Consider the following 23,859-nt stretch of genomic DNA (forward strand, 5'->3'; position numbering starts at 1 on the left):
GGACTGCTAATAATAGTATTATTGTTGTCAGACATCCTGACAACATATGGCCTGTGGGATATGGTCATGCATTGGGAGGATATCTGTGCAAGACAAGCGTGAACTGAAAGCAAAGACAATTTTGCCTGACGACAGCCATTCAGCGGTTTTGATCGGCCGGGTGTGGTCAAAAGCTGAAAACGGCCCTTGTCCAGTATTGGTGAAAAGCGGTCATTTGCACGATCTATCCAGCTTGTCTGCTACTGTTTCTGGCCTTCTGGAGCGAGATTCACTGATTAGCGAATTGAAAAATGCAGAAGGCTTTCCAAATCTCGGCTCTGTAGACGATTTTCTTTCCAGTGATCGCGGGGAACTGCTTGCCCCCATCGATTTGCAATCCATCAAAGCGGCGGGCGTCACCTTCGCTGACAGTATGCTTGAACGGGTGATCGAAGAACAAGCAAAAGGTGATCCTTCCCGCGCTCGCGAAATTCGCGAACGCCTCGCCCCAGTCATCGGTGACAATCTGCGAGGTGTCGCGGCAGGCTCCGAGAAAGCCGCAGGTGTCAAAGCACTCCTTCAGGAAATGGGACTTTGGTCCCAGTATCTCGAAGTGGGCATCGGCCCTGATGCAGAGATTTTCACTAAATCCCAGCCGATGTCCGCCGTCGGCTGTGGTGCGACCGTCGGTATTCTACCGATTTCACAATGGAACAATCCTGAACCGGAAGTGGTTCTCGTCGTCACTTCGGACGGACGTATTGTCGGCGCAACTCTGGGTAACGACGTCAATCTCAGAGACGTCGAAGGACGTTCCGCTCTCCTGCTTGGCAAAGCCAAGGATAATAATGCTTCCTGTGCTATAGGTCCCTTTATTCGCCTGTTCGATGGCGAATTCACCATGGATGTGTTGCGCAAGCTCAAGCTGTCGCTGACTGTCCACGGAGCTGACGGCTTCGAGATGACCGGCGAAAGCCCGATGGAGGCGATCAGCCGTGATCCCGAAAACCTCGCATCGCAGATGATGAACCGCAATCATCAATATCCGGATGGTGCGGTATTGTTCCTCGGCACGATGTTCGCGCCCGTCAAGGACCGTCGCGGTGCCGGACAAGGTTTCACCCACGAAGTCGGCGACCGTGTGGAGATATCAACTCCCAAGCTCGGCCGCCTCGTCAACTGGGTCGACCGGACCGATAAATGTCCAGAATGGACATTTGGCATTAGGGCGCTGATCCAGAACCTGCAAGCGCGCGATTTGCTTGATAAAGTCTGAGGGCGGACAGATGACGAAAGCCATAGACTTCTTCTACAAGATACTTGGCGCAATTCTCGTCTTCCTCCTTGCTGGCATGGCCATTATGGTTTTCGTCAACGTGATTTTGCGCTACGCCGCAAATTCCGGACTGACCGTATCGGAAGAACTTGCGCGTTATTTCTTCGTCTGGGTGTCGTTTCTCGGAGCCGTCCTCACCTTTCGCGAGAACAGCCACTTGGGCATCGAGTCACTTGTCGCCCGCTTCGGGCGACAAGGCCGCATTACCTGTATGGCAATCAGCTATCTGATCGTCGCGTTGTGCTCGGCAATTTTCTTCTGGGGCACATGGAAGCAATTCGACATCAACGCCAGCATGGTCGCACCCGTCACCGGGCTTTCAATGATCTGGGTTTACGGTGTCGGACTATTCACCGGCGGCGCGATGTTTATCATTGCAGCCGAGCGCTTTCTCCGTGCCGTTACCGGTCGTCTGACCGATGAGGAAATTGCCACCTTTGCGGGCGAACATTCGCTCGACCATTTGATGGAGTAGACGACATGACGCTTGTAGTATTTGTCGGCTCGCTCCTCAGCGCCATGGCAATCGGCGTTCCGATCGCCTTTTCGCTTATGTTCTGCGGTGTCGTTCTCATGTGGTACATGGGAATGTTCAACACGCAGATCATCGCGCAGAACATGATTGCCGGTGTCGACTCCTTTACCCTTCTGGCAATCCCTTTCTTCATTCTGGCTGGTGAACTGATGAATTCGGGCGGCTTGTCCCGCCGCATCATTGATTTCGCCATAGCCTGCGTCGGCCATATTCGCGGCGGTCTCGGTGTCGTTGCCATTCTTGCGGCCATCATCATGGCCAGCGTATCGGGTTCGGCTGCTGCCGACACTGCGGCGCTAGCAACCATCCTCGTCCCCATGATGGCGAAAGCAGGCTATAATATCCCACGCTCAGCCGGACTGATGGCAGCCGGTGGCATCATCGCACCGGTCATCCCGCCGTCCATGGCAATGATCGTATTCGGTGTTGCGGCAAATGTATCCATAACTCAGCTTTTCATGGCAGGCATCGTGCCAGGTCTGATGATGGGTATTGCCCTGCTTTTCACCTGGCAGATTGTCGTCAGAAAAGACAACCTTAAAGTACTGCCCAAGCAATCCGGCAAAGATCGGCTACAGGCAACCGGGCGTGCACTATGGGCGCTCGGCATGCCAATCATCATTCTTGGTGGCATCCGAATGGGTGTCATGACACCTACGGAAGCTGCAGTAGTCGCCGCAGCCTATGCCCTCTTTGTTGGCATGTTCATCTATCGCGAGTTGAGATTCGTCGATCTCTATGGCGTCTTTTTACGAGCAGCCAAGACAACATCCGTCATCATGTTTCTTGTCGCCTCGGCGTTGGTATCGTCTTGGCTGATAACGGCAGCGAACATTCCGGCGGAAATCAGCGGCTATATTGCGCCGCTCATAGACAGCCCGAAATTGCTGATGTTCGCCATCATGATCCTAGTGCTTGTAGTCGGAACGGCATTGGACCTCACACCGACAATTCTCATTCTGACGCCCGTCCTGATGCCTATCGTTAAGCAGGCAGGCATCGATCCCGCTTATTTCGGTGTCCTGTTTATCATGAATAACAGTATCGGGCTTATCACGCCGCCGGTTGGCGTCGTGCTGAATGTGGTGAGCGGCGTCTCAAAGGTGCCGCTCGGAAAAGTGGTTGCTGGCGTCAATCCGTTTCTGATTTCGCAAGTGATCGTTCTGTTCCTGCTGGTTCTGTTTCCAAGTCTCGTACTGGTGCCCATGAACTGGCTTCATTAGGTTTAACATCAACTCTGGGAGGAGAGTTCAATGAGAAAACTGATTATGCTGGCAACGACTGCTCTCGTGGCAGGAGCGCTAACCGTACCTGCATTTGCCGAGTTCCAGGATCGCAACATCCGCGTTTCGAACGGCATTAACGAGGACCATCCGGTCGGCAACGGCATCAAGGCGATGAATGAATGTCTTGCTGAAAAATCCGGTGGCAAGATGAAGATAACCGCGTTCTGGGGTGGAGCGCTGGGTGGTGATCTGCAGGCAACACAGGCACTGCGTTCCGGTGTACAGGAAGGCGTCGTCACATCGTCATCGCCGCTCGTGGGCATCGTTCCCGCGCTCGGTGTCTTCGATCTGCCATTTCTCTTCGCTAATGATAAAGAAGCGGACGCCGTCGTCGATGGCCCCTTTGGCAAGATGATGGACGAGAAGCTTGCGTCCGTCGGCCTCGTCAATCTTGCCTATTGGGAAAACGGCTTCCGAAACCTTTCAAACTCAAAACATCCGGTCAATAAGTGGGAAGACTTCAGCGGCATGAAAGTCCGCGTGATGCAGAACAACATCTTCCTCGACACGTTCCAGAACTTTGGTGCCAATGCAACACCAATGGCTTTTGGTGAAATCTTCTCAGCGCTGGAAACAAAAGCTATCGACGCACAGGAAAACCCTTACGTCACAATCGATACGTCAAAATTCTTTGAAGTGCAGAAGTACATCACAGAAACGAAACATGCCTATACACCGTTTCTGTTCCTGTATTCCAAACCGATCTTCGACACATATTCACCGGAAGAACAAGCTGCCTTGCGTGAATGTGCCGTTGTCGGTCGCGACATCGAACGCAAGGTCATTCGCGAACTGAACCAGAAGTCGCTTGAGAAGATCAAGGAAGCGGGCCTGGAGGTAAACACACTCTCGCCGGAAGAGCATGCCCGCATGCTCGAGAAATCCCAGCCGATCTATGCCAAGTACAAATCCCAAATCGGTGACGATGTCATCGATGCGGTACAAAAGCAGCTCGGTGAAATCCGCAAATAGTAAAAGCCTGAACCAAAAGAATAGGCCGCGCTCATTGCGCGGCCCATCTCATTTCACTCAGGCCGCTTTCAGACGATTGTTAACTCGTTCAGCCAGCTTGCGAGCCCGTGCAAGACTATCGGCTTGTTCGGTACTAAAGCGATCTTCTCCGATTTCCATAATCATGAACGTATCGGGCAAGAAAGTCAGTTCATCGAAAATTTCTTCCCACGGAATATCGCCCCATCCGATCGGCAGGTGCAGATCGCCAATGCCGAGGGCTGTTGCTTCCGCAGGATGATAAAACTTGTTCATCGTGTAAGGGCGACCAAAACTGTCGTGTATATGTAGATGTCCGGTCACAGGCGCCATAGCGCGAATCTGCGGACGCCAATCCAGACCCAGGCGTGTGCATTCAATATAGGCGTGGCTGAAGTCGATCAATCCACATACGGACGGGTGATTGATCACGGCAACCGTTTCGGCGACCTGGGCCGGTGTCTGCCGATATTCAGCGTCGCTCATAGCGAAGATATTCTCCAGTGCGATCCGGACGCCATATGTCTTTGCAAGCTCCGCCATTTCGGCGAGCGCATCTCGTTCCATCTTATCGAGATCATGAATACGAGAAAGCGCTGGCATGGGAGCATGGCCAGAGTGATGAACCAGAATTTCCGCCCCGACACGGTCGCAAAGTTCGAGCATCGCTCGAACAACAGCCTTCTGATACTCTAGATGCTCGCGATCCATGAAGTTGGAAACGATCTGTCCGTGGACACTGTAGCGCGTATCAAACTGTCTGGTGATATTGACAAGACGATCCACGCGTTGCGGAATGAGACGACCGCCCGAGATTATTTCCTCGCCATATAGCGACAATTCTACAGCTTCCGAACCAAGTTCGACGATGTTGCGGATTGCGCCCTCAAGCGTGCTGAAATTGCCGTCACCCGTTGGGGTGCAGAAGCCAATCGCGGATATTGTGTGGTCAGAGGTCATGATGCTCGTCCTGTCAGACATGAAAAATGCGCGAGCCGAATATCCGACATCGCGCATCCCCTCTGGCACGCGCCTATTTCAGGCGTATGACTATGAAAAACGATTTCTCCTCAATTGAGAGGAATCGCGTTTCCATCTTTGCTTGCCTGATAAGTACCGGACAATTCGTCATATTTGGCGAAAATGGCATCAAGTCGTTTGCCAAGACGCTGGCGGTCGGCATCAGGCAGGGAGGCAACCATCTTCGGAATCGAGTGACTATGCCAGAAGGCATTATCACGGTTATATCCACCCGGCTCCAGCGTGAAGACTTCCTTGAGGATCTTCAAATCGTGGGGGATCGAGAAAGCATCTCGTGAATCCTCGTGACTGAACAGGTAGTAGAAATTGTCAAAGCCACTCCATGTAATTGCCGAAAGGCACATGGAACAAGGCTCATGAGTGGAAAGAAAGACCATGTCTTTCGTATCCGGACGCCCACTCTCCGGCATTTCGTAGAAACGCTTCAAGGTATGCACTTCACCATGCCAGAGTGGATTTTCAGTCTCGTTGTTGGTTTCCGCAAGAACAAGAGATAGATCCGATTTGCGCAACAAAGCTGCACCGAAAACCTTGTTGCCCTCTGCCACGCCTCGTTCAGTCAGCGGAATGACATTCTGCTCGATAACATCGATCAGCTTTTCAAGCAGTTTCAGTTCATCTGTCTGCACAGTTCTATTCCTCCGGATGTTGCAGAAAAGCGCCGGGCTGTCTTAAGCCCGACGCATCTGTGGTCACTCCGCAAAGAATGCGAAGCGGATGACGAAGAGTGCTGCAACCAGCCAGGTAGCCAGATGTACGTCACGCGCCTTGCCGGTGAAGGCTTTGAGCACGACGTAGCTGATGAAGCCGAAGGCCAAACCATTTGCGATGGAATAGGTGAACGGGATAGCCAATGCCGTCAGCGCGGCAGGTGCAGCTTCCGTTACGTCATGCCATTCGATCTCGGTCAACTCACGCATCATCAAGCAGGCAACGTAGATCAGGGCCGGTGCTGTCGCATATGCAGGAACAGAGCCAGCGAGCGGCGAAATGAACAAGGCTGCGAGGAACAGCAGTGCAACAACCAGAGCCGTCAGACCTGTGCGACCGCCAGCCTGAACCCCCGATGCACTCTCGACATAAGCCGTCGTGGAAGACGTACCGAGAAGCGAACCACCGAGAATTGCCGTGCTGTCAGCAAAAAGCGCGCGTCCAAGACGGTTTGGCTTACCCGGTTCGATCAGGCCGCCGCGCTTTGCCACACCGATTAGGGTACCGGTGGCATCAAAAACCTCGACCAGTACGAAAACCAGGATCACGTGCAGAATGCCCGTATGCAGGGCGCCCATCACATCAAGCTGAAGGAAGGTTGGCGCTAGGCTCGGAGGAGCCGAGAAAACGCCGCCAAACTGGCTGATGCCGAGAGCAATCGATGCCACAGTGACGACGAGAATACCGATGAGGATCGCACCGCGAACTTTCAGGGCATCCAACACAGCGATGATGAAGAAACCGGCAATCGCCAGCAGCGGGCCAGCTTTGGTCAAATCCCCAAGACCGACCAAGGTTGCCTGGTTGCCAACGACAACCCCAGCGCTTTTCAAACCGATCAGAGCCAGGAACATACCGATACCTGCAGCAATCGCGCTACGCAGAGAATGCGGGATACCCTCAACCAACCAGCGACGTATACCTGTCACTGTCAAAATCAGGAAGATAATGCCGGAAATGAAAACGGCACCAAGTGCCTGCTGCCAGGAAAAGCCCATTGCCCCAACAACGGTGAAAGCGAAGAAGGCATTGAGGCCCATGCCGGGCGCCATACCGATAGGCCAGTTTGCGACGAGCGCCATGATAATCGAGCCGAGCGCCGCCGCAAGGCAGGTGGCAACAAAGACGGCGTTTCGATCCATACCTGTAGTGGACAAAATATCCGGGTTTACGAAGATGATGTAAGACATCGTCAGGAAGGTCGTCACGCCGGCAATGATTTCCGTTCTCGCCGTAGTGCCGTGTTCCTGTAATTTGAACAGCTTTTCGAGCATCGTCCCTCCAAGGCAAGCGCCCGTCAATTAGCCCCTCAGTTCGCGTGAAATTGCGACGCGCAACACGTTGCGCTTCGTAATATCCCGAGCCGAGGCAACCTATGCGATTGCCATAATGTTAGTTGCCGCTGCAGATTTGCAGTCGGACATGTTCCCCATACACCCATCGCGGTCAAAAGCACAGTTCTGCCGTGTGAATGCCAGTTTGTTGACATGATTTAGTGTGGACTGAGATCTCGCCACGCGCCAGTCACTGATTTGCCGGGAAATATTTGAAACAGATTCAAAAAAGACAGCTCATGAGAGCGGTTTTGATAGCTCTAACTGACTGTTTGAAATGAACTTTGCAACAGCAAGGCCGTGCCGTACATGCCAAGCGCAAAAAACGTATGCGCAATAAGATTGAGCAAACGAACGTTACGCGCATTCGGCAATTTGGATGCCGCCCAGCCGATTCCCAAGCCGGGTTGCAACAGAAACCAGCCTGCCGATACTGTCAGTATACCAAAAATCCAAACCGGCAAAAAGACCGGGTCCGCAAGCCATTCCGCACCACCATAGATGGCGAAGATAACACCGTAAAGAATACCGACTGCGTAGTGCCCAATCCAGCCAAGAGCTACCTCATGCTTATAGGGTTTGGCATCGGAAATATTATCATGAAAAATTTGCCCATGGCGGAGATGCCAGAACCACCGACCGACCAGCCCCCAATTTGGGCGCGCCTGCCCCGGCATTGTTGCCAGTATCAATGCCCACAAGTCCATTATGATCGTTGCGCCGATCCCAATCAGGATTCCACGCCAGATAATGTCCATGTTTATTGTTCCTCAGCATCACCGGACGGCCAGATAAACCTGAGACCGCCCGATGATGCAAGTGATAGATATGCGTGCACTCCTGCATTCCACGCAATACTAACTGGTAATGACTTCGCACAATAAAAAACAAGCACCGGCAATAGACACTGCTATGAAATAAAGGCGATGAAGATAGGTAAGCCAACCGCAGCTACAACGGAAGGGTCGTATCTTCATCGCCTGCCCCCGCAAAAGCAACTTGGCGGAAAATCGAGAAAACGACAATCGCGATCTGTCCCAAAATGGTACGGATTATGTCTCATTTCCTAGGTAAGAAGAGCGATCAGTTAAAATTCGCGCCGCTGTCAGCGCGCTAAACGAAATTATACAAGCCGGAACTGAAATCTCAGATCAAAGAATTAGCTATAGAAAAAACAAAAGCGCCGGGACTGGAGACCGACGCTTTGTTACTTTATTCGATTTTCACTTACGGGGCGATCTTTCAGGAGACACGCCATAAGGTATTACTTACCGAAAACGGCGCTCTGAATCTGCGAACGCGAAACACCAATATCGGCAAGAAGATGGTCGTCCATTGCACCAAGCTCACGAATAGCGCGGCGGCGGGATACGAACTGCTGTACTTTCTGACGAATGTTCATTTGCTTTCTCCTCGTTTGGATGATTGCTAAATAGGCGTTTGCCCAAATTTCCACCACGGATATGATTGCAAATGAGGCATGCGTTTTTGCTTGAGCTCAAAACCTTGAAAAGGTCGAATTTACTTCTTTTCCAAGCAATGATCCAATTATAGACTTAAATGCAGAATTTCAGAAATGTCTTTTGCCAATGAGCTTCTAATCGATTAAGGGAGCGGAAGGAACGAATTCCTCCCCCGTTTCTTTCGGACATCGCCATGCTTTACGGTATTTTTCTCGCGTTTGCGTCCTATGCGGCATTCGCTGTCAGCGACGCCTGCGTCAAGTTTCTTGATGGCACGCTCTCGCCATATGAAGTCGCATTCTTCGGTGCAGTGCTAGGTCTGCTGGCTATTCCTTTTACAAAGAAAGCTGACGATGCCTGGTTCGATATGTTTCGCACCACCAACATCAAGATGTGGCTGTTGCGGACCGTAACCGCTGCCATGGGCACGATAGGCAGCGTTACGGCATTCACGCATCTCTCCATGGCAGAAGCCTTCGCGCTCATTTTCCTGCTCCCAGCCTACGTAACAATACTTTCAGTGGTGTTCTTGAAGGAGCAGGTTGGCTGGCGGCGATGGTCGGCAGTTCTCATCGGCTTTGTCGGTGTTCTGATTGTGCTTCGCCCCGGTTTCAGAGAACTTTCAATCGGCCATCTCGGGGCTCTTGCCGCTGGCATGGGTGGCGCGATGAGCATCATCATCTTCCGCGTCATGGGGAAGCATGAAAAGCGCATATCGCTTTATACAAGCGGGCTAATCGGCCCTATCATCATCTGCGGGGCCTTGATGACCCCGTCCTATGAAGCGCCAAATACCGAGCAATGGGTTTATCTCGCGGGCTACGGCCTGCTTGCAGCCCTCGCCAATATCCTATTGATGCTTGCGGCCCAACGCGCTCCAGCGAGCGCTATTGCTTCTCCACAGTATAGCCAGATGATCTGGGCGATCCTTTTCGGATATTTTGTTTTCCACGATCATATAGACACGCCAATGCTGATCGGCATTGTTCTCATTACTATTTCCGGCCTCTTCACCTTCATCCGCGAGAGACAACGCGGCGTTAAGGGGCCTCCGGCTGTTGTCACATCGGAACCGACTCCGGCGCTTTTGGAAGCCAAGGTGGAGCAATCTTGAAGCTCGACAGGACAAGTTCGCGCTTGTCTCGGACGTTGCCTGCTCCTACGATGTGGACAGCCTGTCCAGGATCGACGAAATAACGCTTCAAACAGAAGTGCTTAGGTCATTGATCTGATTCAATCATATCGAGGCGCACCAAGCATTTTTCCGATAGCGATCTGTGTTTGAATGCGCTCTGACGCTGGCAAAAGCACGAGAAATATACTTATCAAAGGACTAGGGAAATGACCGATAAACGGGCGATGTGGACCTATTACAAAGGCGAATGGCGTGAAGGAGATGTTCGCATTCTCGGTGCAGCATCACAAGCGACTTGGCTTGGTTCGCTGGTATTTGACGGCGCACGCTTGTTTGAAGGTGTTACGCCGGATCTCGACCGTCACTCAGCACGTGCCAACGACTCAGCCCGTGCTCTGGGATTGGAACCGACACTCTCCGCCAATGACATCGAGGCGCTTGCGCGCGAGGGCCTGAAAAAATTCGTACCAGGCACAGACGTTTATATCCGCCCCATGTACTGGGCAGAAGAAGGTGACGCCAGCGCAGTCGCTCCACTTGCGTCATCCACGGATTTTGCACTCTGCCTCGAAGCGATCCCCATGGTCGAGCCGAAGGGCTTCACCATCACCACGACATCGTTTCGTCGGCCATATCTGGAAGTCATGCCAGTCAATGCCAAGGCGGCCTGCCTCTATCCAAACAATGCCCGCATGCTGCGTGAAGCAAAGGCAAAAGGTTTTAACAATGCACTGGTGACCGACGTCGTCGGCAACGTTGCAGAGACGGCCACTTCGAACGTTTTCATGGTGCGTGGCGGCGAAGTTTTCACGCCAGTTCCCAACGGAACCTTCCTCAACGGTATCACGCGCCAGCGCGTCATCAGTTTGCTGCGCACAGCGGGCGTTACCGTTCACGAAACGACACTGAAGATCGAAGACTTCCGCCAGGCAGACGAAATCTTCTCCTCCGGCAATATGAGCAAAGTTGTGCCGATTATCGGTTTTGATGATCGCAAACTGGAATATGGGCCGCTGACCAAACGCGCTCGTGCTCTTTATTGGGAGTGGGCTCACGCCTGATCTCCAAACACAACATCTCCGGTCGTTGGATCGGAGATGTTTGTTCCTTCTCCCACAATAGCTGACCTCATCATCACATGATCGAACATACGCCCCTTTTTCTCGCAATTGCAGTTATTGCGGCATTTCTTGTCGGGCTTTCGAAAGGTGGCTTGCCGTCGGTCGGTACACTTGCCGTTCCGTTGATGGCATTGGTCATATCACCAGTTACTGCTGCTGCGCTTTTGCTTCCGATCTATGTCATCAGCGACATGTTCGGCCTGTATCTCTATCGCCACCACTTTTCCGCGCGTAATCTGGCGATCCTGACCCCGGCGGCAATTCTCGGCGTAGGCATTGGCTGGATGTTCAGTGCGCATCTGTCTCCGACATTCATCGGAATGCTTGTCGGGTTGGTCGGCATCCTTTTCTGTTTCAATGCATGGTTCGGCGCACGCTATCGCAAGAAGGCACGAAAGGCAGACGTTCCCGGCGGTGCCTTCTGGGGTGTACTTACCGGCCTTACCAGTTTCGTCTCTCATTCCGGTGCGCCACCGTTTCAGATGTATGTGCTGCCGCAGCACCTTCCAAAACTGGTCTTTGCTGGCACATCGACTATTCTTTTTGCCATCGTCAACGCCGCAAAGCTCGTGCCCTACTGGCAATTGCAGCAGTTTTCCAATCTCGACACATCACTCGGTCTTTGGCTCGTCCCTGCCGCCATCAGTGGTACCTTTGTTGGCGCAAGGCTGACACGGATCATGCCCGACGGTCCATTTTTCCTGCTGGTGGAGCTGACATTGTTCGGACTTTCCATCAAGTTGATTGCCGACTGGATTGTGCCTTATTTCTTCGGTTGAATACATTCGGTCACCGCTTGCAACACTTCACCCCTTCGGTCACGATGCTTTCATCAAGCGCCTTTTGGGAGAGAGGAAGCGAGGATGGCCGATGCTGATGCGATAATCATTGGAACAGGGCTGGCGGGGCTTGTCGCCGCTCACGAACTGGCTGCTGCCGGACGCAAAGTCATCCTCCTCGAACAGGAAGGTGAGAATTCCATCGGCGGACAAGCGTTCTGGTCTCTCGGTGGGCTCTTCATGGTGGACAGCCCCGAACAGCGTCGCCTTGGCATCAAAGACAATATCGACCTCGCGCGACAGGACTGGTTCGGATCGGCACAATTTGACCGTTCCGAAGATCACTGGCCAAAACGCTGGGCTGAATCCTATCTCGAGTTTGCCGCCGGAGAAATGCGGGCGTGGCTTCATGGTCTTGGCATGCGCTGGTTTCCTGTTGTCGGCTGGGCAGAGCGTGGCGGAGCAAAAGCAGATGGTCACGGTAATTCAGTGCCGCGGTTTCATGTGACCTGGGGAACAGGACCTGCTGTTGTAGCACCGTTCGAACGGTCGCTCCGCGCAGCAATCAGCAAAGGACTCATAACCCTAAAATGCCGTCATAGGGTCAACAGCATCGCTACTACCGGCGGGCGCGTCGGTGGCGTCTATGGAGAGGTGCTGGCGCCATCGACTGTCGAGCGCGGGCAATCTTCGTCACGCGACACTATTGGCGAGTTTGCCTATTTTTCTGACTGCGTAATCGTCACATCTGGTGGCATAGGCGGCGACCCGGACAAAGTTCGAAGGGCATGGCCACGCGACAGGCTGGGCATTCCTCCGAAAGAAATGGTATTGGGCGTTCCGGCTCACGTTGATGGACGCGGCATCGATATTGCCGTGGCTGCTGGTGGGCATGTCATCAATGCTGATCGCATGTGGCACTATACGGAAGGCGTGCGAAACTGGAACCCAATCTGGCCAAACCATGGCATTCGCATTCTGCCCGGACCGTCATCCATGTGGTTCGACGCCAGGGGCAATCGTCTCCCCGCGCCCTGTCTTCCCGGTTTCGATACGCTTGGCACTCTCAAGCATATTCTCTCGACCGGCTACGACTATTCCTGGTTCATATTGACTGAGAAAATCATCCGCAAAGAGTTTTCACTATCCGGATCGGAACAAAATCCGGACCTCACCGGCAAAAACTGGAAGCTTTTGCTTAAAAGCCGCCTCGGCAAGGCTTCCCCACCGCCAGTCAAGGCGTTCTTGGACAATGGAGCCGACTTTATTACAGCCGGAACGCTGGACGAACTTGTTGCAAGAATGAACGGTTTGACTGGCGAAAAGCTCCTCAATCCAGATCATATCCGCTATCAAATGGAAGCGCGGGATCGCGAAATAGCGAACCGTTATTCCAAGGATGCACAGGTGATGGCAATCCACAATGCCCGCGCCTATATCGGTGATCGTCTCACACGCGCGGTGCCGCCGCATTCTCTGCTCGACCCAACCAATGGTCCGCTTATTGCTGTCAAACTTCATATTCTGACGCGCAAGACGCTTGGTGGCTTGCATACCGATATGGATGCCCAGGTGCTGAATGCGGCTGGCGAAAAAGTGCCTGGATTATATGCAGCAGGCGAGGCTGCTGGCTTTGGCGGCGGCGGTTATCATGGTTACAACGCGCTGGAAGGAACGTTTCTCGGAGGCTGCATCTTTTCCGGTCGGACAGCCGGACGTGCAGCGGCAGCCAGAATATGACTCCCATTTCTGAAAAGTATCAAACTCAACATCGGCCTTCCGCGGCCTCATTCCATATATGAGTTTTTTATTTTTTAGTGTCGCACCTACTCTCGAAACCCTATGCGGTGCGGCAACATAATGCTCCTGTAAGAAACAGGGAGTCCCTTAGGGGCAGTTCAGGCATGACAATGGATTTCGCCGTCCTTGCAATTGGGATTAGCTTTTTTGCACTGATGTTCGGCTATTTGCGCATCTGCGAACGGCTTTGAGGCATCGCCATGATGATTGAATACATCGCTGGCGCTTTGGTTGCAGCCTTCATAGCCGCCTATCTCCTTTACGCGCTCATACGACCGGAGCGGTTCTAGGCCAATCTGTGGCCCAGCCCGCGTAACCGGCAGCCTTTCAGGCCTCGGAAAAGACCATGACACTCAATGGATGGATTCAGATCCTCGTTTTTTGCGGGATCATCATTTTGCTCGTCAAACCGCTCGGCGGTTACATGACACGCGTTTTCAGCGGTGAGCGGACCTTCCTTTCACCTGTCCTCGTTCCAGTCGAGCGTGGGCTTTATCGCCTCGCAGGCACAAGCGAACGAGAAGAACAGCATTGGATGACCTACACCGTCTCCCTCTTGCTATTCAATTTGGCCGGCTTTCTGCTGCTTTATATACTGCAACGGTTTCAGGGCTCCCTGCCCTTCAATCCGATGGGTATGAGCAACGTTCCGGCAGATCTCGCCTTCAACACCACTGCCAGTTTTGTCACCAACACCAACTGGCAGAACTATGGCGGTGAGAGCACTATGTCCTACCTGACGCAAATGGCAGGGTTGACAGTGCAGAACTTCGTTTCAGCCGCTACTGGCGTTGCCATCGCCATAGCGCTCATTCGGGCGTTCTCGCGAAAATCCATGAAAACGCTTGGAAGTTTCTGGGTCGACCTCACACGCTGCACGCTCTACGTCCTTTTGCCCTTGTGCATTGTTCTCACTCTGGCTTTCATCAGCCTCGGCGTACCCCAAACGATTGGGGCTTATGCTGAAGCAACTACGCTGGAAGGCGCAAAACAGGTGATCGCACTCGGACCGGTTGCCTCGCAGCTTGCCATCAAGATGCTCGGCACCAATGGCGGCGGCTTCTTCAATGCCAATTCGGCGCATCCCTTCGAAAACCCTGACGCTATCTCCAACATGATCCAGATGGTTGCGATTTTCGCTATTGGCGCGGCCCTCACCAACGTCTTCGGACGAATGGTCGGCAACGAACGCCAGGGTTGGGCAATCTTTGCTGCCATGGGCATATTGTTCGTTGCAGGCGTTGCTATCTGCTACTGGGCGGAAGCGGCAGGCAATCCCCTTATCCATGCGCTCGGCATCGATGGCGGCAACATGGAGGGCAAGGAAACGCGCTTCGGCATTGCAATGTCCGCACTTTTTGCCGTCGTTACGACCGCCGCGTCTTGCGGTGCGGTGATCGCCATGCATGACAGCATGATGGCACTGGGCGGAATGATCCCCATGATCAATATGATGCTGGGAGAGATTATCATCGGCGGCGTAGGCGCAGGCTTCTACGGAATTGTTCTGTTCGTCGTCGTTGCCATTTTCGTGGCCGGGCTAATGGTTGGACGCACTCCTGAATATCTCGGCAAGAAGATCGAGGCCAAGGAAGTGAAAATGGCGATGCTCGCCGTTCTCTGTCTTCCACTGTCAATTCTGGGTTTTACGGCCATCGCTTCGGTTCTTCCGACCGGTCTGGCCTCCATCACCAATCCCGGACCGCACGGCTTCTCGGAAATCCTCTACGCCTATACTTCAGGCACAGCGAATAATGGTTCGGCTTTTGGTGGCCTGTCTGGCAACACGCCCTGGTACAATATCACCATCGGTCTCGCCATGCTGATGGGCCGATTTCTGGTGATCGTTCCTGCAATGGCAATAGCCGGTTCACTTGTCGCCAAGAAAGCAGCTCCCCAATCTGCAGGCACCTTCCCTACAACCGGCCCGCTTTTCGTAGGCTTGCTGATCGGCGTCATCCTTGTGGTTGGAGGTTTGATCTTCTTCCCAGCGCTGGCACTCGGTCCCATTGCCGAACACCTCGCTATGGTGAAGGGGCAGATGTTCTGATGCTGAAACCCTCAAGCTGCATTCTCTCGATCCTTCTGGCAACGACCGCCCTTCTTCTCGCGGTTCAGCTTGCCGGATTGATCTGAGCTTTCCGAACGGAAACGTAATTTTACTGGAGCCTCTGTTATGAGCCAGTCCAAATCCGCGAGCATTCTCGATGCCCGCATCCTTTTACCCGCCATCGGCGATGCCTTTCGCAAGCTCAACCCCAGAAGCCTTGCACGCAATCCGGTAATGTTTGTGGTTGCCGTCGTTTCGCTACTCACGACATTGCTGCTTCTGAAAGACGTGGTCGCCGCCAATCCAAATGTCGGTTTCTCATTCCAGATCGTGTTGTGGCTGTGGTTCACAGTCCTGTTTGCCAATTTTGCCGAGGCCGTCGCAGAAGGCCGCGGCAAAGCGCAGGCAGATTCGTTGCGTCGGACGCGAACCGAAACCCAAGCCAAACTTCTGGATAATCCCGGAGGCCCAAGCTGGAAAAGCGTGCCGGGAACGAGCTTGAAAGTCGGCGATATCGTTCTAGTAGAAGCGAATGATATTATTCCCTCAGACGGAGAAGTCATCGAAGGTGTGGCATCCGTCAACGAAGCTGCCATCACTGGCGAATCCGCGCCGGTCATCCGAGAATCCGGTGGCGACCGCTCTGCTGTTACAGGCGGAACACAGGTTCTGTCCGATTGGATCAAGGTTCGTATCACAGCCGCGCAAGGTTCGACCTTCATCGACAAGATGATCAGTCTCGTGGAAGGCGCCGAACGCCAGAAAACGCCAAATGAGATCGCGCTCAATATTCTGCTTGCTGGCATGACGCTGATCTTCGTTCTCGCCGTCGTTACGATCCCGAGCTTTGCGACTTATGCAGGCGGCTATATCTCTGTCACGGTACTGGTCGCACTTTTCGTCACCCTGATCCCGACCACAATCGGTGCCTTACTTTCTGCTATTGGCATTGCAGGCATGGACCGACTCGTACGCTTCAATGTACTTGCCATGTCCGGACGTGCAGTAGAAGCAGCAGGTGACGTCGACACCCTTCTCCTCGACAAGACCGGAACGATCACTCTTGGCAATCGTCAGGCAACTGCTTTTGTGCCGGTCAATGGTGTAACCGAGCAAGAACTTGCCGATGCAGCGCAACTGGCCTCTCTTGCCGATGAAACACCGGAAGGTCGTTCCATCGTCGTTCTCGCCAAGGAAAAATACGGATTGCGCGGGCGCGATATGCAAGGTCTTCACGCGCATTTCGTACCATTCACAGCACAAAGCCGCATGAGCGGGGTCGACATTGAAGGTTCCGTCATTCGCAAAGGCGCTGTGGATGCTGTGCTTGCCTATGTGGGGCAGAGCAGGCACGCCGATGAAAGAACACTCTCGGAACTGCAATCCATCGCTGACACAATCGCCAAGGCTGGCGGCACACCACTTGCGGTCGCTAAAGACGGCCATCTTCTCGGCGTTGTGCACCTGAAGGACATCGTCAAAGGCGGTATCCGCGAACGTTTTGCAGAGTTGCGTCGCATGGGGATCCGTACGGTCATGATCACCGGTGATAACCCGATGACCGCTGCAGCCATAGCTGCTGAAGCCGGTGTGGACGACTTTCTTGCGCAGGCAACGCCTGAAAACAAGCTGTCGCTGATCCGTGAAGAACAGGCGAAGGGCAAATTAGTTGCAATGTGCGGGGACGGCACCAATGATGCCCCCGCCCTGGCTCAGGCCGATGTCGGCGTGGTCATGAATACCGGTACGGTTGCCGCACGTGAAGCAGGCAATATGGTCGATCTCGACAGTGACCCCACGAAACTCATCGAAATTGTTGAAATCGGCAAGCAATTGCTGATGACGCGCGGAGCGCTGACGACCTTCTCCATTGCCAATGACATTGCAAAATATTTTGCCATTATTCCGGCGATGTTTCTGGCCTTCTATCCTCAACTTGGCGCGCTCAACATCATGGGGCTCGCTACGCCACAGAGCGCTATTCTGTCAGCCATTATCTTCAACGCATTGATTATTGTGGCCCTGATCCCGCTTTCGCTGAAAGGCGTCACCTACAAGCCGGTCGGCGCTGGAGCGCTCCTCTCGCGCAATCTACTGATCTACGGCCTCGGCGGCGTCATCGTGCCGTTCATCGGCATCAAGGCCATCGATATGGCCATTACCGCCCTTGGCCTCGCATAAGGATTAGCAAAAATGCTGAAACAACTTCGTCCAGCGCTTGTGATGATCGTGTCGCTTACCGTCATAACGGGATTGCTCTATCCGCTTGGTATGACGGGTATCGCACAGGCGATCTTTCCTGCCAATGCCAATGGCAGCCTGATCGAAAAGGACGGTACAATCATTGGCTCCGAATTGATCGGACAAGGTTTCACCGGCGATCGCTACTTTCACGGTCGACCATCTGCCGCAGGACAAAACGGTTATGATGCCACGAGTTCCGGCGGTTCCAATTTCGGCCCAACCAACCCAAAACTCATCGAGCGCATTAAAGCCGACGCCACCGCACTGGCACAAAGCGAAGACTCCGCGCCACCGCCGATCAACCTCGTGACAACTTCCGCAAGCGGCCTCGATCCGCATATTTCGCCGGAGGCAGCTTTTTATCAGATATCCCGCGTTGCGAAAGCGCGCGGGATGAATGAAGCCGCATTGCGCGGAATTGTCGAGCAACAGATTGAAGCTCGCGAACTTGGCTTCCTCGGTGAGCCGGTGGTCAATGTTTTGAAGCTCAACCTTGTTCTGGACAGGACCGGCACCAAGTAGAATAACTGGCGGCGGCATGATTTGCCGCCCCTTCCTTTCAGGAGTTTTGTTTGACATCGGACCCGCTTCGCTTCGGCGAGAACAGACCTTCCCCCGATGCTCTGCTTGAACAGGCGGAACGCGAAACGCGTGGCCGCCTGAAGATATTTCTCGGTGCTGCGCCGGGCGTCGGCAAGACCTATGAAATGCTGATGTCGGGCCGCGCGCGCAAAGCCGACGGAATAGATGTCGTCATCGGTGTTGTGGAAACACATGGGCGAGCGGAAACCGAAGCCCTGACTGAGGGGCTTGAAATCGTGCCTCGTACGCAAGTGTCCTACCGTGGTCATCAACTTGATGAAATGGATATCGATGCCGTTTTGGCTCGCAAGCCGCAACTGGTTCTTGTGGACGAACTCGCGCACACAAACGCATCGGGCAGCAGACATCCCAAGCGCTATCAGGATGTCGAGGAAATTCTGGCGCGTGGGATTGATGTGTATACGACGCTCAATATCCAGCACGTCGAAAGCCTCAACGACGTTGTGGCGCAAATCACCCGCATCCGGGTACGCGAAACCGTGCCGGACAGTATCATCGACCGTGCCGACGACATAGAATTGATCGATCTCACGCCGAACGATCTCATCAAGCGCCTCAATGAAGGCAAGATTTATCTCCCGAAGACTGCAAAACGGGCAATCCGCAATTATTTTTCTCCGGGAAATCTGACCGCGCTGCGTGAATTGGCGCTGCGCCGTACGGCCCAGCGCGTGGACGAGCAGCTGCTCAGCCATATGCGCGCACACGCTATTGAAGGGCCATGGGCAGCTGGCGACCGCATACTAGTTGCAGTCGATGATCGTCCCCGTAGTGTATCGCTGGTTCGCTATGCACGTCGGCTAGCAGACCGCCTGCGTGCGCCGTGGGCGGCTATTCATATCGAAACCGCACGTTCTGCCGGGCTTACTGAAGAAGCAAAGGACAGGCTTGCAACCGCACTGAGGCTCGCCGAGCAGCTTGGTGGGGAAACAATCATCATTCCGGGCCAGTCCGTCGCTGAAGATATTGTCCGCTACGCTTCAGCCCACAACTTCACTCAGATCGTCGCCGGGAAGTCCATAAAGTCGCGCTGGCGTGAGATGATTGACGGCTCCACCGCGCGTGAACTTGTTCGGCTTTCCGGCGCTATCGATATTCATATCACGGCAGGTGTCGAGCATGAAAACGGAGGAACCAGCCGCAAGGTCAGTACCGCCAGGCAGAACGCGACGCTCGATATCCGACCTTATCTGATCGGTATCGCCATTACTGGTGTAGCGCTTATCGCTGGATTGCTTCTCGACCAGTTTCTGGACGTACGCAGCATAGCTCTGGTTTTTGTTGTCGGCGTCCTCGGCGTTGCTGTCACTCTTGGTCTTTGGCCCGCGCTTTTCGCGTCCGTATTGAGCGCTTTCGCCTATAATTTCTTCTTTCTTTCTCCCCTCTATACGCTTTCCATCGCCGACCCCGAAAGCGTCGTAGCGCTTATTTTTTTCCTGTTTGTGAGCTTTATTGCCAGTAATCTGGCTAGTCGCGTTCAGCGGCAGGCCGCCGCTGCGCGACAACGCGCCCGCATGACGGAAGATCTGTATCTTTTCAGCAAAAAGCTCGCAGGAACCGGTTCAATCGATGACGTGCTGTGGGCCACCGCATTCCAGATCGCATCGATGCTCAAGGTCCGCGCGGTGATCTTGCTCCCCGAAGGAAACAGTATCGCCGTCAGGGGCGCATATCCGCCTGATGACACTCTGGATGACGCTGATATCGCTGCCGCACACTGGACTTGGGAACATGATCTTCCTGCGGGGCGCGGTGCCAATACGCTCCCCGGTGCCAAGCGGCTATATCTGCCGCTCAAAACCGCACGAACATCTGTAGGCGTCATCGGGCTCGACAATGATCGCATAGGCCCCATTCTCACGCCAGAACAGCAGCGCCTCTTCGAAGCTTTGGCCGATCAGGCCGCAATTGCTATCGAACGCGTTCAGCTTGTCGGTGATGTGGAGCGAGCTAGGCTTGCAGCGGAAGCTGACAAGCTGCGTTCAGCTCTCCTTACTTCAATCTCCCACGATCTGAAGACCCCGCTGGCCGCAATTCTCGGTGCCGCCACAACCTTACGTGATTATTCCAGCTCATTGCCAGAGGCCGATCGGTCCGATCTGGTCGCAACGATGGTAGACCAATCGGAACGCTTGAACCGTTTTATCGCCAACCTCCTCGATATGACACGGATCGAAGCGGGTGCGATGAAGCCCAATCTGTCCCTTCATTATGTTGGCGACCTCATTGGAGCTGCACTCAATCGTGCAGCCAAGATACTGGTCCATCATCAGGTCAATATTTCTGTTCCAGCTGATTTGCCCATGGTTCAGCTTGATGCTGTTCTGTTCGAGCAAGTTCTGTTCAATTTGTTCGACAATGCAGCGAAATATGCCCCTGAAAACACACCGATTACGATTAGGGCCCATGCTGGCCCGTCTCGAATGACACTCGAAATCAGTGATCGGGGGCCTGGTATTCCGCCGGATGATCTGGAACGCGTATTCGATACATTCTATCGTGTACGTAAAGGTGATCACGTGCAGGCCGGAACCGGATTGGGTCTTTCAATCGCTCGCGGCTTTATTGAAGCGATGGGAGGCTCTATTCGGGCGAGCAATCGGCATGAAGGCACCGGTGCCGTTTTTACAATCACTTTGCCCGTCTCGGCTGATGAAGTTGACAAAAACTCATGAACGATCCGAAATTAAAGATTCTCGTTGTTGACGATGAACCCGTTATCCGGAAGTTGTTGCGGGTTGGGCTAACCACGGAGGGCTATACTGTTGTCGAGGCGGTGAACGGCGGCGAAGCTGACACGCACATCGCAACGGAAAAGCCCGATATCGTGCTTCTCGATCTGGGGCTTCCAGATACTGATGGGCACGCTCTATTGCAACGCTGGAGAGAAACCGGTGTGAGCTTGCCGGTTCTCATCCTCTCAAGCCGGACCGACGAAGCGGGGATCGTCCGTGCCCTCGAAGAGGGAGCCGACGATTACGTTCCAAAACCGTTCGGTATGAAAGAGCTTGCTGCGCGTTTGCGGGTCGCACTGCGACACAGGCTGCAACAGCAGGGAGAAAAGCCGCTTTTCCAAAGCGGCGGCCTTACGGTCGATCTTGTTCGCCGCATTGTGAAACTCAACGGCGAAGAAGTTAAATTGTCGCCGAAGGAATATGACATCCTTCGGCTCCTCGTACAGCATGCCGGGAAAGTATTGACACACCATTTCATTCTCAACCAGGTCTGGGGGCCTGCGGCAGACGTTCAATATCTTCGCATCTATGTTCGTCAGCTACGACAGAAGATTGAAAAGTCGCCAGATCAGCCGCATTATATTCTAACTGAAACAGGCGTCGGCTACAGGCTGCGCGAAGCTGATCCAGCTCCCTGAGAAAGCCGGAACCAAGCCTTTGCGAAAGCGTTGTTTGCCAAACAACCAGGGTGATGGAGGCAAGCGTGGTCGAGCTGGTCAACAATATCGAGAATCTGGAATTTATCATTGCCAAAGCCCGAGAATATGATGTTCAGGTTCCTGCAGCCGATGAAGAATCCGGTTCGAATGCCAGCGACGACAATGAAGTTGATATTCTCGATGCCTCGCTGGCAAACCCCACTCGCAAAGAACTTTTTGCGGCTATCCGCTCCCTGAATATCGACGAGCGGCAGGAATTGCTTGCCCTTATGTGGGTGGGTCGCGGCGACTTCGGCGCTGATGAATGGGACGAAGCCCTTTCAACTGCCGCTGATCGCGACAATGGCCGCGAAGCTAAATATCTCATCGGTACACCACTTCTGGGAGATTATCTGGAGGAAGGACTGGTCGCCCTCGGCTTCGATGTCGAAGCCTACGATAATGAATAAGAAAAATTGATGTTTCCATGTACCCTTCTGTTTTGACGCCGCCATATCCGCGCATTAGTGTCGAGCGCAAATCGGGTTGGTTCATGCTGACCCTGAACATTAAGCGCGACGGAGGACGGCACGATGCTTCAGAAAAACCTCGAACAGAAAACTGACTTCTATATTGATGGGGCGTGGCGCGCTCCATTAGAAGCCAAGACCATTGAGGTCATCAATCCCGCCGACGAAAAGCCTTATGCCGTCATTTCTGCGGGTTCTTCACAGGACATTGATCTGGCGGTCGCAGCCGCACGCAAGGCTTTTCCGACCTGGAGCGAAACGCCGGCAGAAGAACGCATCGGCTATATCCGACGGTTAGTGGAAATTTACGAAGCCCGTTTGGAGGAAATGGCCAAGGCAATTTCGCTCGAAATGGGTGCGCCAATCACACTTGCGCGTGAATCGCAGGCTGCAGCTGGCCTCTCTCATACCAAGGCTTTCATCGCGGCCTTCGAAAACTTTGAGTTCGAAGAGATACTTTCCCCGAAACACCCCAACCAGACGGTCGTGCGTGAACCGATCGGTGTTTGCGGCCTCATTACGCCATGGAATTGGCCAATGAACCAGATCGCGCTGAAAGTTATTCCTGCGCTTGCTGTTGGCTGCACCGTCATCTTGAAGCCGTCCGAAATCGCGCCGATGTCGGCTATGCTGTTTGCCGAATTTGTGGATCAAGCAGGCTTCCCGAAAGGTGTTTTCAATCTCGTCAATGGTGAAGGCACCGTTGTTGGCGAAGCGTTGTCGCAACACCCAGACGTCGACATGATGTCCTTCACGGGCTCGACCCGCGCAGGAACGGCAGTTTCGCGGGCCGCAGCAGCAACGGTAAAGCGCGTTTCGCTGGAACTTGGCGGCAAGTCGCCGAACATCGTTTTTGCCGACGCCGACTTGGAAAAAGCTATGTCACGCAGCCTTGCGCATTGCTTCGAGAACACAGGACAGTCGTGCAATGCACCGACGCGCATGCTGGTGGAGCGCTCCGTTTACGACAAGGCCGTGGAAATTGCGAAGAAGGTGACCGCAGGTACCAAGGTAGGCGACCCAGCCAAGGAAGGCGATCACATTGGGCCGCTTTCCTCCTCGATCCAGTTCCAGAAAGTTCAGCAGTTGATTCAGAAAGGAATTGATGAAGGTGCGCGGCTTGTGGCAGGTGGTACAGGGCGTCCCGATGGGTTCACCGAAGGTGATTTCGTCAAGCCGACCGTCTTTGCAGACGTGAACAATGACATGACGATTGCCCGCGAAGAAATCTTCGGCCCGGTGCTTGCAATGATCCCTTTCGAGACGGAAGAAGAAGCCATTGCCATTGCCAACGACACTCCATATGGACTTGCAGCCTATATTCAGACCGGTAGTCCGGAACGTGCAAAACGCGTGGCTCGCAAATTGCGCGCTGGCATGGTGCAGATCAATGGCACATCGCGCGCACCCGGTAGTCCGTTCGGCGGCTACAAGCAATCGGGCAATGGTCGCGAAGGTGGCAAGTGGGGTCTGGAAGACTTCATGGAAGTAAAACTTATCAGTGGATGATCCTTACACGATCACAAGCAAAAGGCGCCGCTTAGCGGCG

The 23,859-nt window shown here is 53.8% G+C and carries 21 protein-coding genes; 16 read left to right on the forward strand and 5 right to left on the reverse strand.

Going from position 1 to position 23,859, the window contains the following annotated elements:
- The first annotated feature begins 46 nt into the window (after positions 1–46).
- The 4 genes from F9K94_RS16100 to F9K94_RS16115 are packed head-to-tail and all read left to right on the forward strand — an operon-like array spanning position 47 to position 4,108.
- Complete coding sequence (locus F9K94_RS16100) at positions 47–1,255, forward strand: fumarylacetoacetate hydrolase family protein (RefSeq protein WP_235920632.1); 1,209 nt, start codon at positions 47–49, stop codon at positions 1,253–1,255.
- A 10-nt stretch (positions 1,256–1,265) separates the two neighbouring features.
- A complete protein-coding gene (locus F9K94_RS16105) occupies positions 1,266–1,790 on the forward strand; it encodes a TRAP transporter small permease (RefSeq protein ID WP_151554563.1) in 525 nt (174 codons plus the stop codon).
- A 5-nt stretch (positions 1,791–1,795) separates the two neighbouring features.
- Positions 1,796–3,073, forward strand: coding sequence for a TRAP transporter large permease (locus tag F9K94_RS16110; RefSeq protein ID WP_151554562.1), 1,278 nt, complete (start codon positions 1,796–1,798; stop codon positions 3,071–3,073).
- A gap of 30 nt (positions 3,074–3,103) precedes the next feature.
- Positions 3,104–4,108: a TRAP transporter substrate-binding protein gene (locus F9K94_RS16115; RefSeq protein ID WP_061347093.1), complete on the forward strand. Its 1,005-nt coding sequence runs from the start codon at positions 3,104–3,106 to the stop codon at positions 4,106–4,108.
- A gap of 57 nt (positions 4,109–4,165) precedes the next feature.
- Here F9K94_RS16115 and F9K94_RS16120 read toward each other — a convergent pair whose 3' ends face one another.
- The 5 genes from F9K94_RS16120 to F9K94_RS16140 form a co-directional block, all read right to left on the reverse strand.
- Positions 4,166–5,086 (reverse strand): sugar phosphate isomerase/epimerase family protein, encoded by a 921-nt coding sequence (locus F9K94_RS16120; protein ID WP_151646900.1) that lies wholly within the window; start codon positions 5,084–5,086, stop codon positions 4,166–4,168.
- Between the two features lie 110 nt (positions 5,087–5,196).
- Complete coding sequence (locus tag F9K94_RS16125; RefSeq protein WP_104754881.1) at positions 5,197–5,796, reverse strand: nucleoside deaminase; 600 nt, start codon at positions 5,794–5,796, stop codon at positions 5,197–5,199.
- A gap of 63 nt (positions 5,797–5,859) precedes the next feature.
- On the reverse strand, positions 5,860–7,152 hold the full coding sequence (locus tag F9K94_RS16130) for an NCS2 family permease (protein ID WP_061347091.1): 1,293 nt from the start codon (positions 7,150–7,152) through the stop codon (positions 5,860–5,862).
- Positions 7,153–7,472: 320 nt separating this feature from the next.
- Entirely contained in the window at positions 7,473–7,970 is a 498-nt protein-coding gene (locus tag F9K94_RS16135; protein ID WP_151646902.1) for a DUF2938 domain-containing protein, read from the reverse strand.
- Between the two features lie 506 nt (positions 7,971–8,476).
- Positions 8,477–8,614 carry a DUF1127 domain-containing protein gene (locus tag F9K94_RS16140; RefSeq protein WP_006471330.1) on the reverse strand — a complete coding sequence of 46 codons (138 nt, stop codon included), beginning with the start codon at positions 8,612–8,614 and terminating at the stop codon, positions 8,477–8,479.
- Between the two features lie 254 nt (positions 8,615–8,868).
- Between F9K94_RS16140 and F9K94_RS16145 the strand changes: the two genes are divergently transcribed.
- The 12 genes from F9K94_RS16145 to F9K94_RS16200 all read left to right on the forward strand — a co-directional run bounded on the left by F9K94_RS16145 (position 8,869) and on the right by F9K94_RS16200 (position 23,819).
- Complete coding sequence (locus F9K94_RS16145; protein ID WP_061347089.1) at positions 8,869–9,789, forward strand: DMT family transporter; 921 nt, start codon at positions 8,869–8,871, stop codon at positions 9,787–9,789.
- Between the two features lie 227 nt (positions 9,790–10,016).
- Entirely contained in the window at positions 10,017–10,871 is an 855-nt protein-coding gene (locus F9K94_RS16150) for a branched-chain amino acid aminotransferase (RefSeq protein WP_061347088.1), read from the forward strand.
- 77 nt (positions 10,872–10,948) lie between these two features.
- Positions 10,949–11,710 (forward strand): sulfite exporter TauE/SafE family protein, encoded by a 762-nt coding sequence (locus F9K94_RS16155; protein ID WP_151646904.1) that lies wholly within the window; start codon positions 10,949–10,951, stop codon positions 11,708–11,710.
- Between the two features lie 84 nt (positions 11,711–11,794).
- Positions 11,795–13,450 carry an FAD-binding dehydrogenase gene (locus F9K94_RS16160; RefSeq protein ID WP_151646906.1) on the forward strand — a complete coding sequence of 552 codons (1,656 nt, stop codon included), beginning with the start codon at positions 11,795–11,797 and terminating at the stop codon, positions 13,448–13,450.
- A 260-nt stretch (positions 13,451–13,710) separates the two neighbouring features.
- Positions 13,711–13,800 carry a K(+)-transporting ATPase subunit F gene (gene kdpF, locus F9K94_RS16165; RefSeq protein WP_081104515.1) on the forward strand — a complete coding sequence of 30 codons (90 nt, stop codon included), beginning with the start codon at positions 13,711–13,713 and terminating at the stop codon, positions 13,798–13,800.
- Positions 13,801–13,856: 56 nt separating this feature from the next.
- Positions 13,857–15,560 (forward strand): potassium-transporting ATPase subunit KdpA, encoded by a 1,704-nt coding sequence (gene kdpA, locus F9K94_RS16170; RefSeq protein WP_151646908.1) that lies wholly within the window; start codon positions 13,857–13,859, stop codon positions 15,558–15,560.
- A gap of 126 nt (positions 15,561–15,686) precedes the next feature.
- Positions 15,687–17,741: a potassium-transporting ATPase subunit KdpB gene (gene kdpB / locus F9K94_RS16175; RefSeq protein ID WP_151646911.1), complete on the forward strand. Its 2,055-nt coding sequence runs from the start codon at positions 15,687–15,689 to the stop codon at positions 17,739–17,741.
- Positions 17,742–17,753: 12 nt separating this feature from the next.
- Entirely contained in the window at positions 17,754–18,326 is a 573-nt protein-coding gene (gene kdpC / locus F9K94_RS16180; protein ID WP_151646913.1) for a potassium-transporting ATPase subunit KdpC, read from the forward strand.
- 50 nt (positions 18,327–18,376) lie between these two features.
- The gene (locus F9K94_RS16185; RefSeq protein ID WP_151646915.1) at positions 18,377–21,082 is read left to right on the forward strand and encodes a sensor histidine kinase; all 2,706 of its coding nucleotides are present in this window, start codon (positions 18,377–18,379) and stop codon (positions 21,080–21,082) included.
- Entirely contained in the window at positions 21,079–21,780 is a 702-nt protein-coding gene (locus F9K94_RS16190) for a response regulator (protein ID WP_151646917.1), read from the forward strand. The genes F9K94_RS16185 and F9K94_RS16190 overlap by 4 nt, the downstream gene beginning before the upstream one ends.
- A gap of 65 nt (positions 21,781–21,845) precedes the next feature.
- Positions 21,846–22,250, forward strand: coding sequence for a DUF3775 domain-containing protein (locus tag F9K94_RS16195; protein WP_151646919.1), 405 nt, complete (start codon positions 21,846–21,848; stop codon positions 22,248–22,250).
- A 123-nt stretch (positions 22,251–22,373) separates the two neighbouring features.
- Positions 22,374–23,819 (forward strand): aldehyde dehydrogenase family protein, encoded by a 1,446-nt coding sequence (locus F9K94_RS16200; RefSeq protein ID WP_151646921.1) that lies wholly within the window; start codon positions 22,374–22,376, stop codon positions 23,817–23,819.
- The last annotated feature ends 40 nt before the right edge of the window (positions 23,820–23,859 follow it).

This window comes from Brucella tritici (assembly GCF_008932285.1).
In the GTDB taxonomy this organism is placed as follows: domain Bacteria; phylum Pseudomonadota; class Alphaproteobacteria; order Rhizobiales; family Rhizobiaceae; genus Brucella; species Brucella tritici.

Excerpts from the sequence above, each read along its gene's own strand:
- F9K94_RS16100 (WP_235920632.1), top strand. The coding sequence starts at position 47 with ATGGCCTGTGGGATATGGTCATGCATTGGGAGGATATCTGTGCAAGAC.
- F9K94_RS16105 (WP_151554563.1), top strand. The coding sequence starts at position 1,266 with ATGACGAAAGCCATAGACTTCTTCTACAAGATACTTGGCGCAATTCTC.
- F9K94_RS16110 (WP_151554562.1), top strand. The coding sequence starts at position 1,796 with ATGACGCTTGTAGTATTTGTCGGCTCGCTCCTCAGCGCCATGGCAATC.
- F9K94_RS16115 (WP_061347093.1), top strand. The coding sequence starts at position 3,104 with ATGAGAAAACTGATTATGCTGGCAACGACTGCTCTCGTGGCAGGAGCG.
- F9K94_RS16120 (WP_151646900.1), bottom strand. The coding sequence starts at position 5,086 with ATGACCTCTGACCACACAATATCCGCGATTGGCTTCTGCACCCCAACG.
- F9K94_RS16130 (WP_061347091.1), bottom strand. The coding sequence starts at position 7,152 with ATGCTCGAAAAGCTGTTCAAATTACAGGAACACGGCACTACGGCGAGA.
- F9K94_RS16135 (WP_151646902.1), bottom strand. The coding sequence starts at position 7,970 with ATGGACATTATCTGGCGTGGAATCCTGATTGGGATCGGCGCAACGATC.
- F9K94_RS16140 (WP_006471330.1), bottom strand. The coding sequence starts at position 8,614 with ATGAACATTCGTCAGAAAGTACAGCAGTTCGTATCCCGCCGCCGCGCT.
- F9K94_RS16145 (WP_061347089.1), top strand. The coding sequence starts at position 8,869 with ATGCTTTACGGTATTTTTCTCGCGTTTGCGTCCTATGCGGCATTCGCT.
- F9K94_RS16150 (WP_061347088.1), top strand. The coding sequence starts at position 10,017 with ATGACCGATAAACGGGCGATGTGGACCTATTACAAAGGCGAATGGCGT.
- F9K94_RS16155 (WP_151646904.1), top strand. The coding sequence starts at position 10,949 with ATGATCGAACATACGCCCCTTTTTCTCGCAATTGCAGTTATTGCGGCA.
- F9K94_RS16160 (WP_151646906.1), top strand. The coding sequence starts at position 11,795 with ATGGCCGATGCTGATGCGATAATCATTGGAACAGGGCTGGCGGGGCTT.
- kdpF (WP_081104515.1), top strand. The coding sequence starts at position 13,711 with ATGATGATTGAATACATCGCTGGCGCTTTGGTTGCAGCCTTCATAGCC.
- kdpA (WP_151646908.1), top strand. The coding sequence starts at position 13,857 with ATGACACTCAATGGATGGATTCAGATCCTCGTTTTTTGCGGGATCATC.
- kdpB (WP_151646911.1), top strand. The coding sequence starts at position 15,687 with ATGAGCCAGTCCAAATCCGCGAGCATTCTCGATGCCCGCATCCTTTTA.
- kdpC (WP_151646913.1), top strand. The coding sequence starts at position 17,754 with ATGCTGAAACAACTTCGTCCAGCGCTTGTGATGATCGTGTCGCTTACC.
- F9K94_RS16190 (WP_151646917.1), top strand. The coding sequence starts at position 21,079 with ATGAACGATCCGAAATTAAAGATTCTCGTTGTTGACGATGAACCCGTT.
- F9K94_RS16200 (WP_151646921.1), top strand. The coding sequence starts at position 22,374 with ATGCTTCAGAAAAACCTCGAACAGAAAACTGACTTCTATATTGATGGG.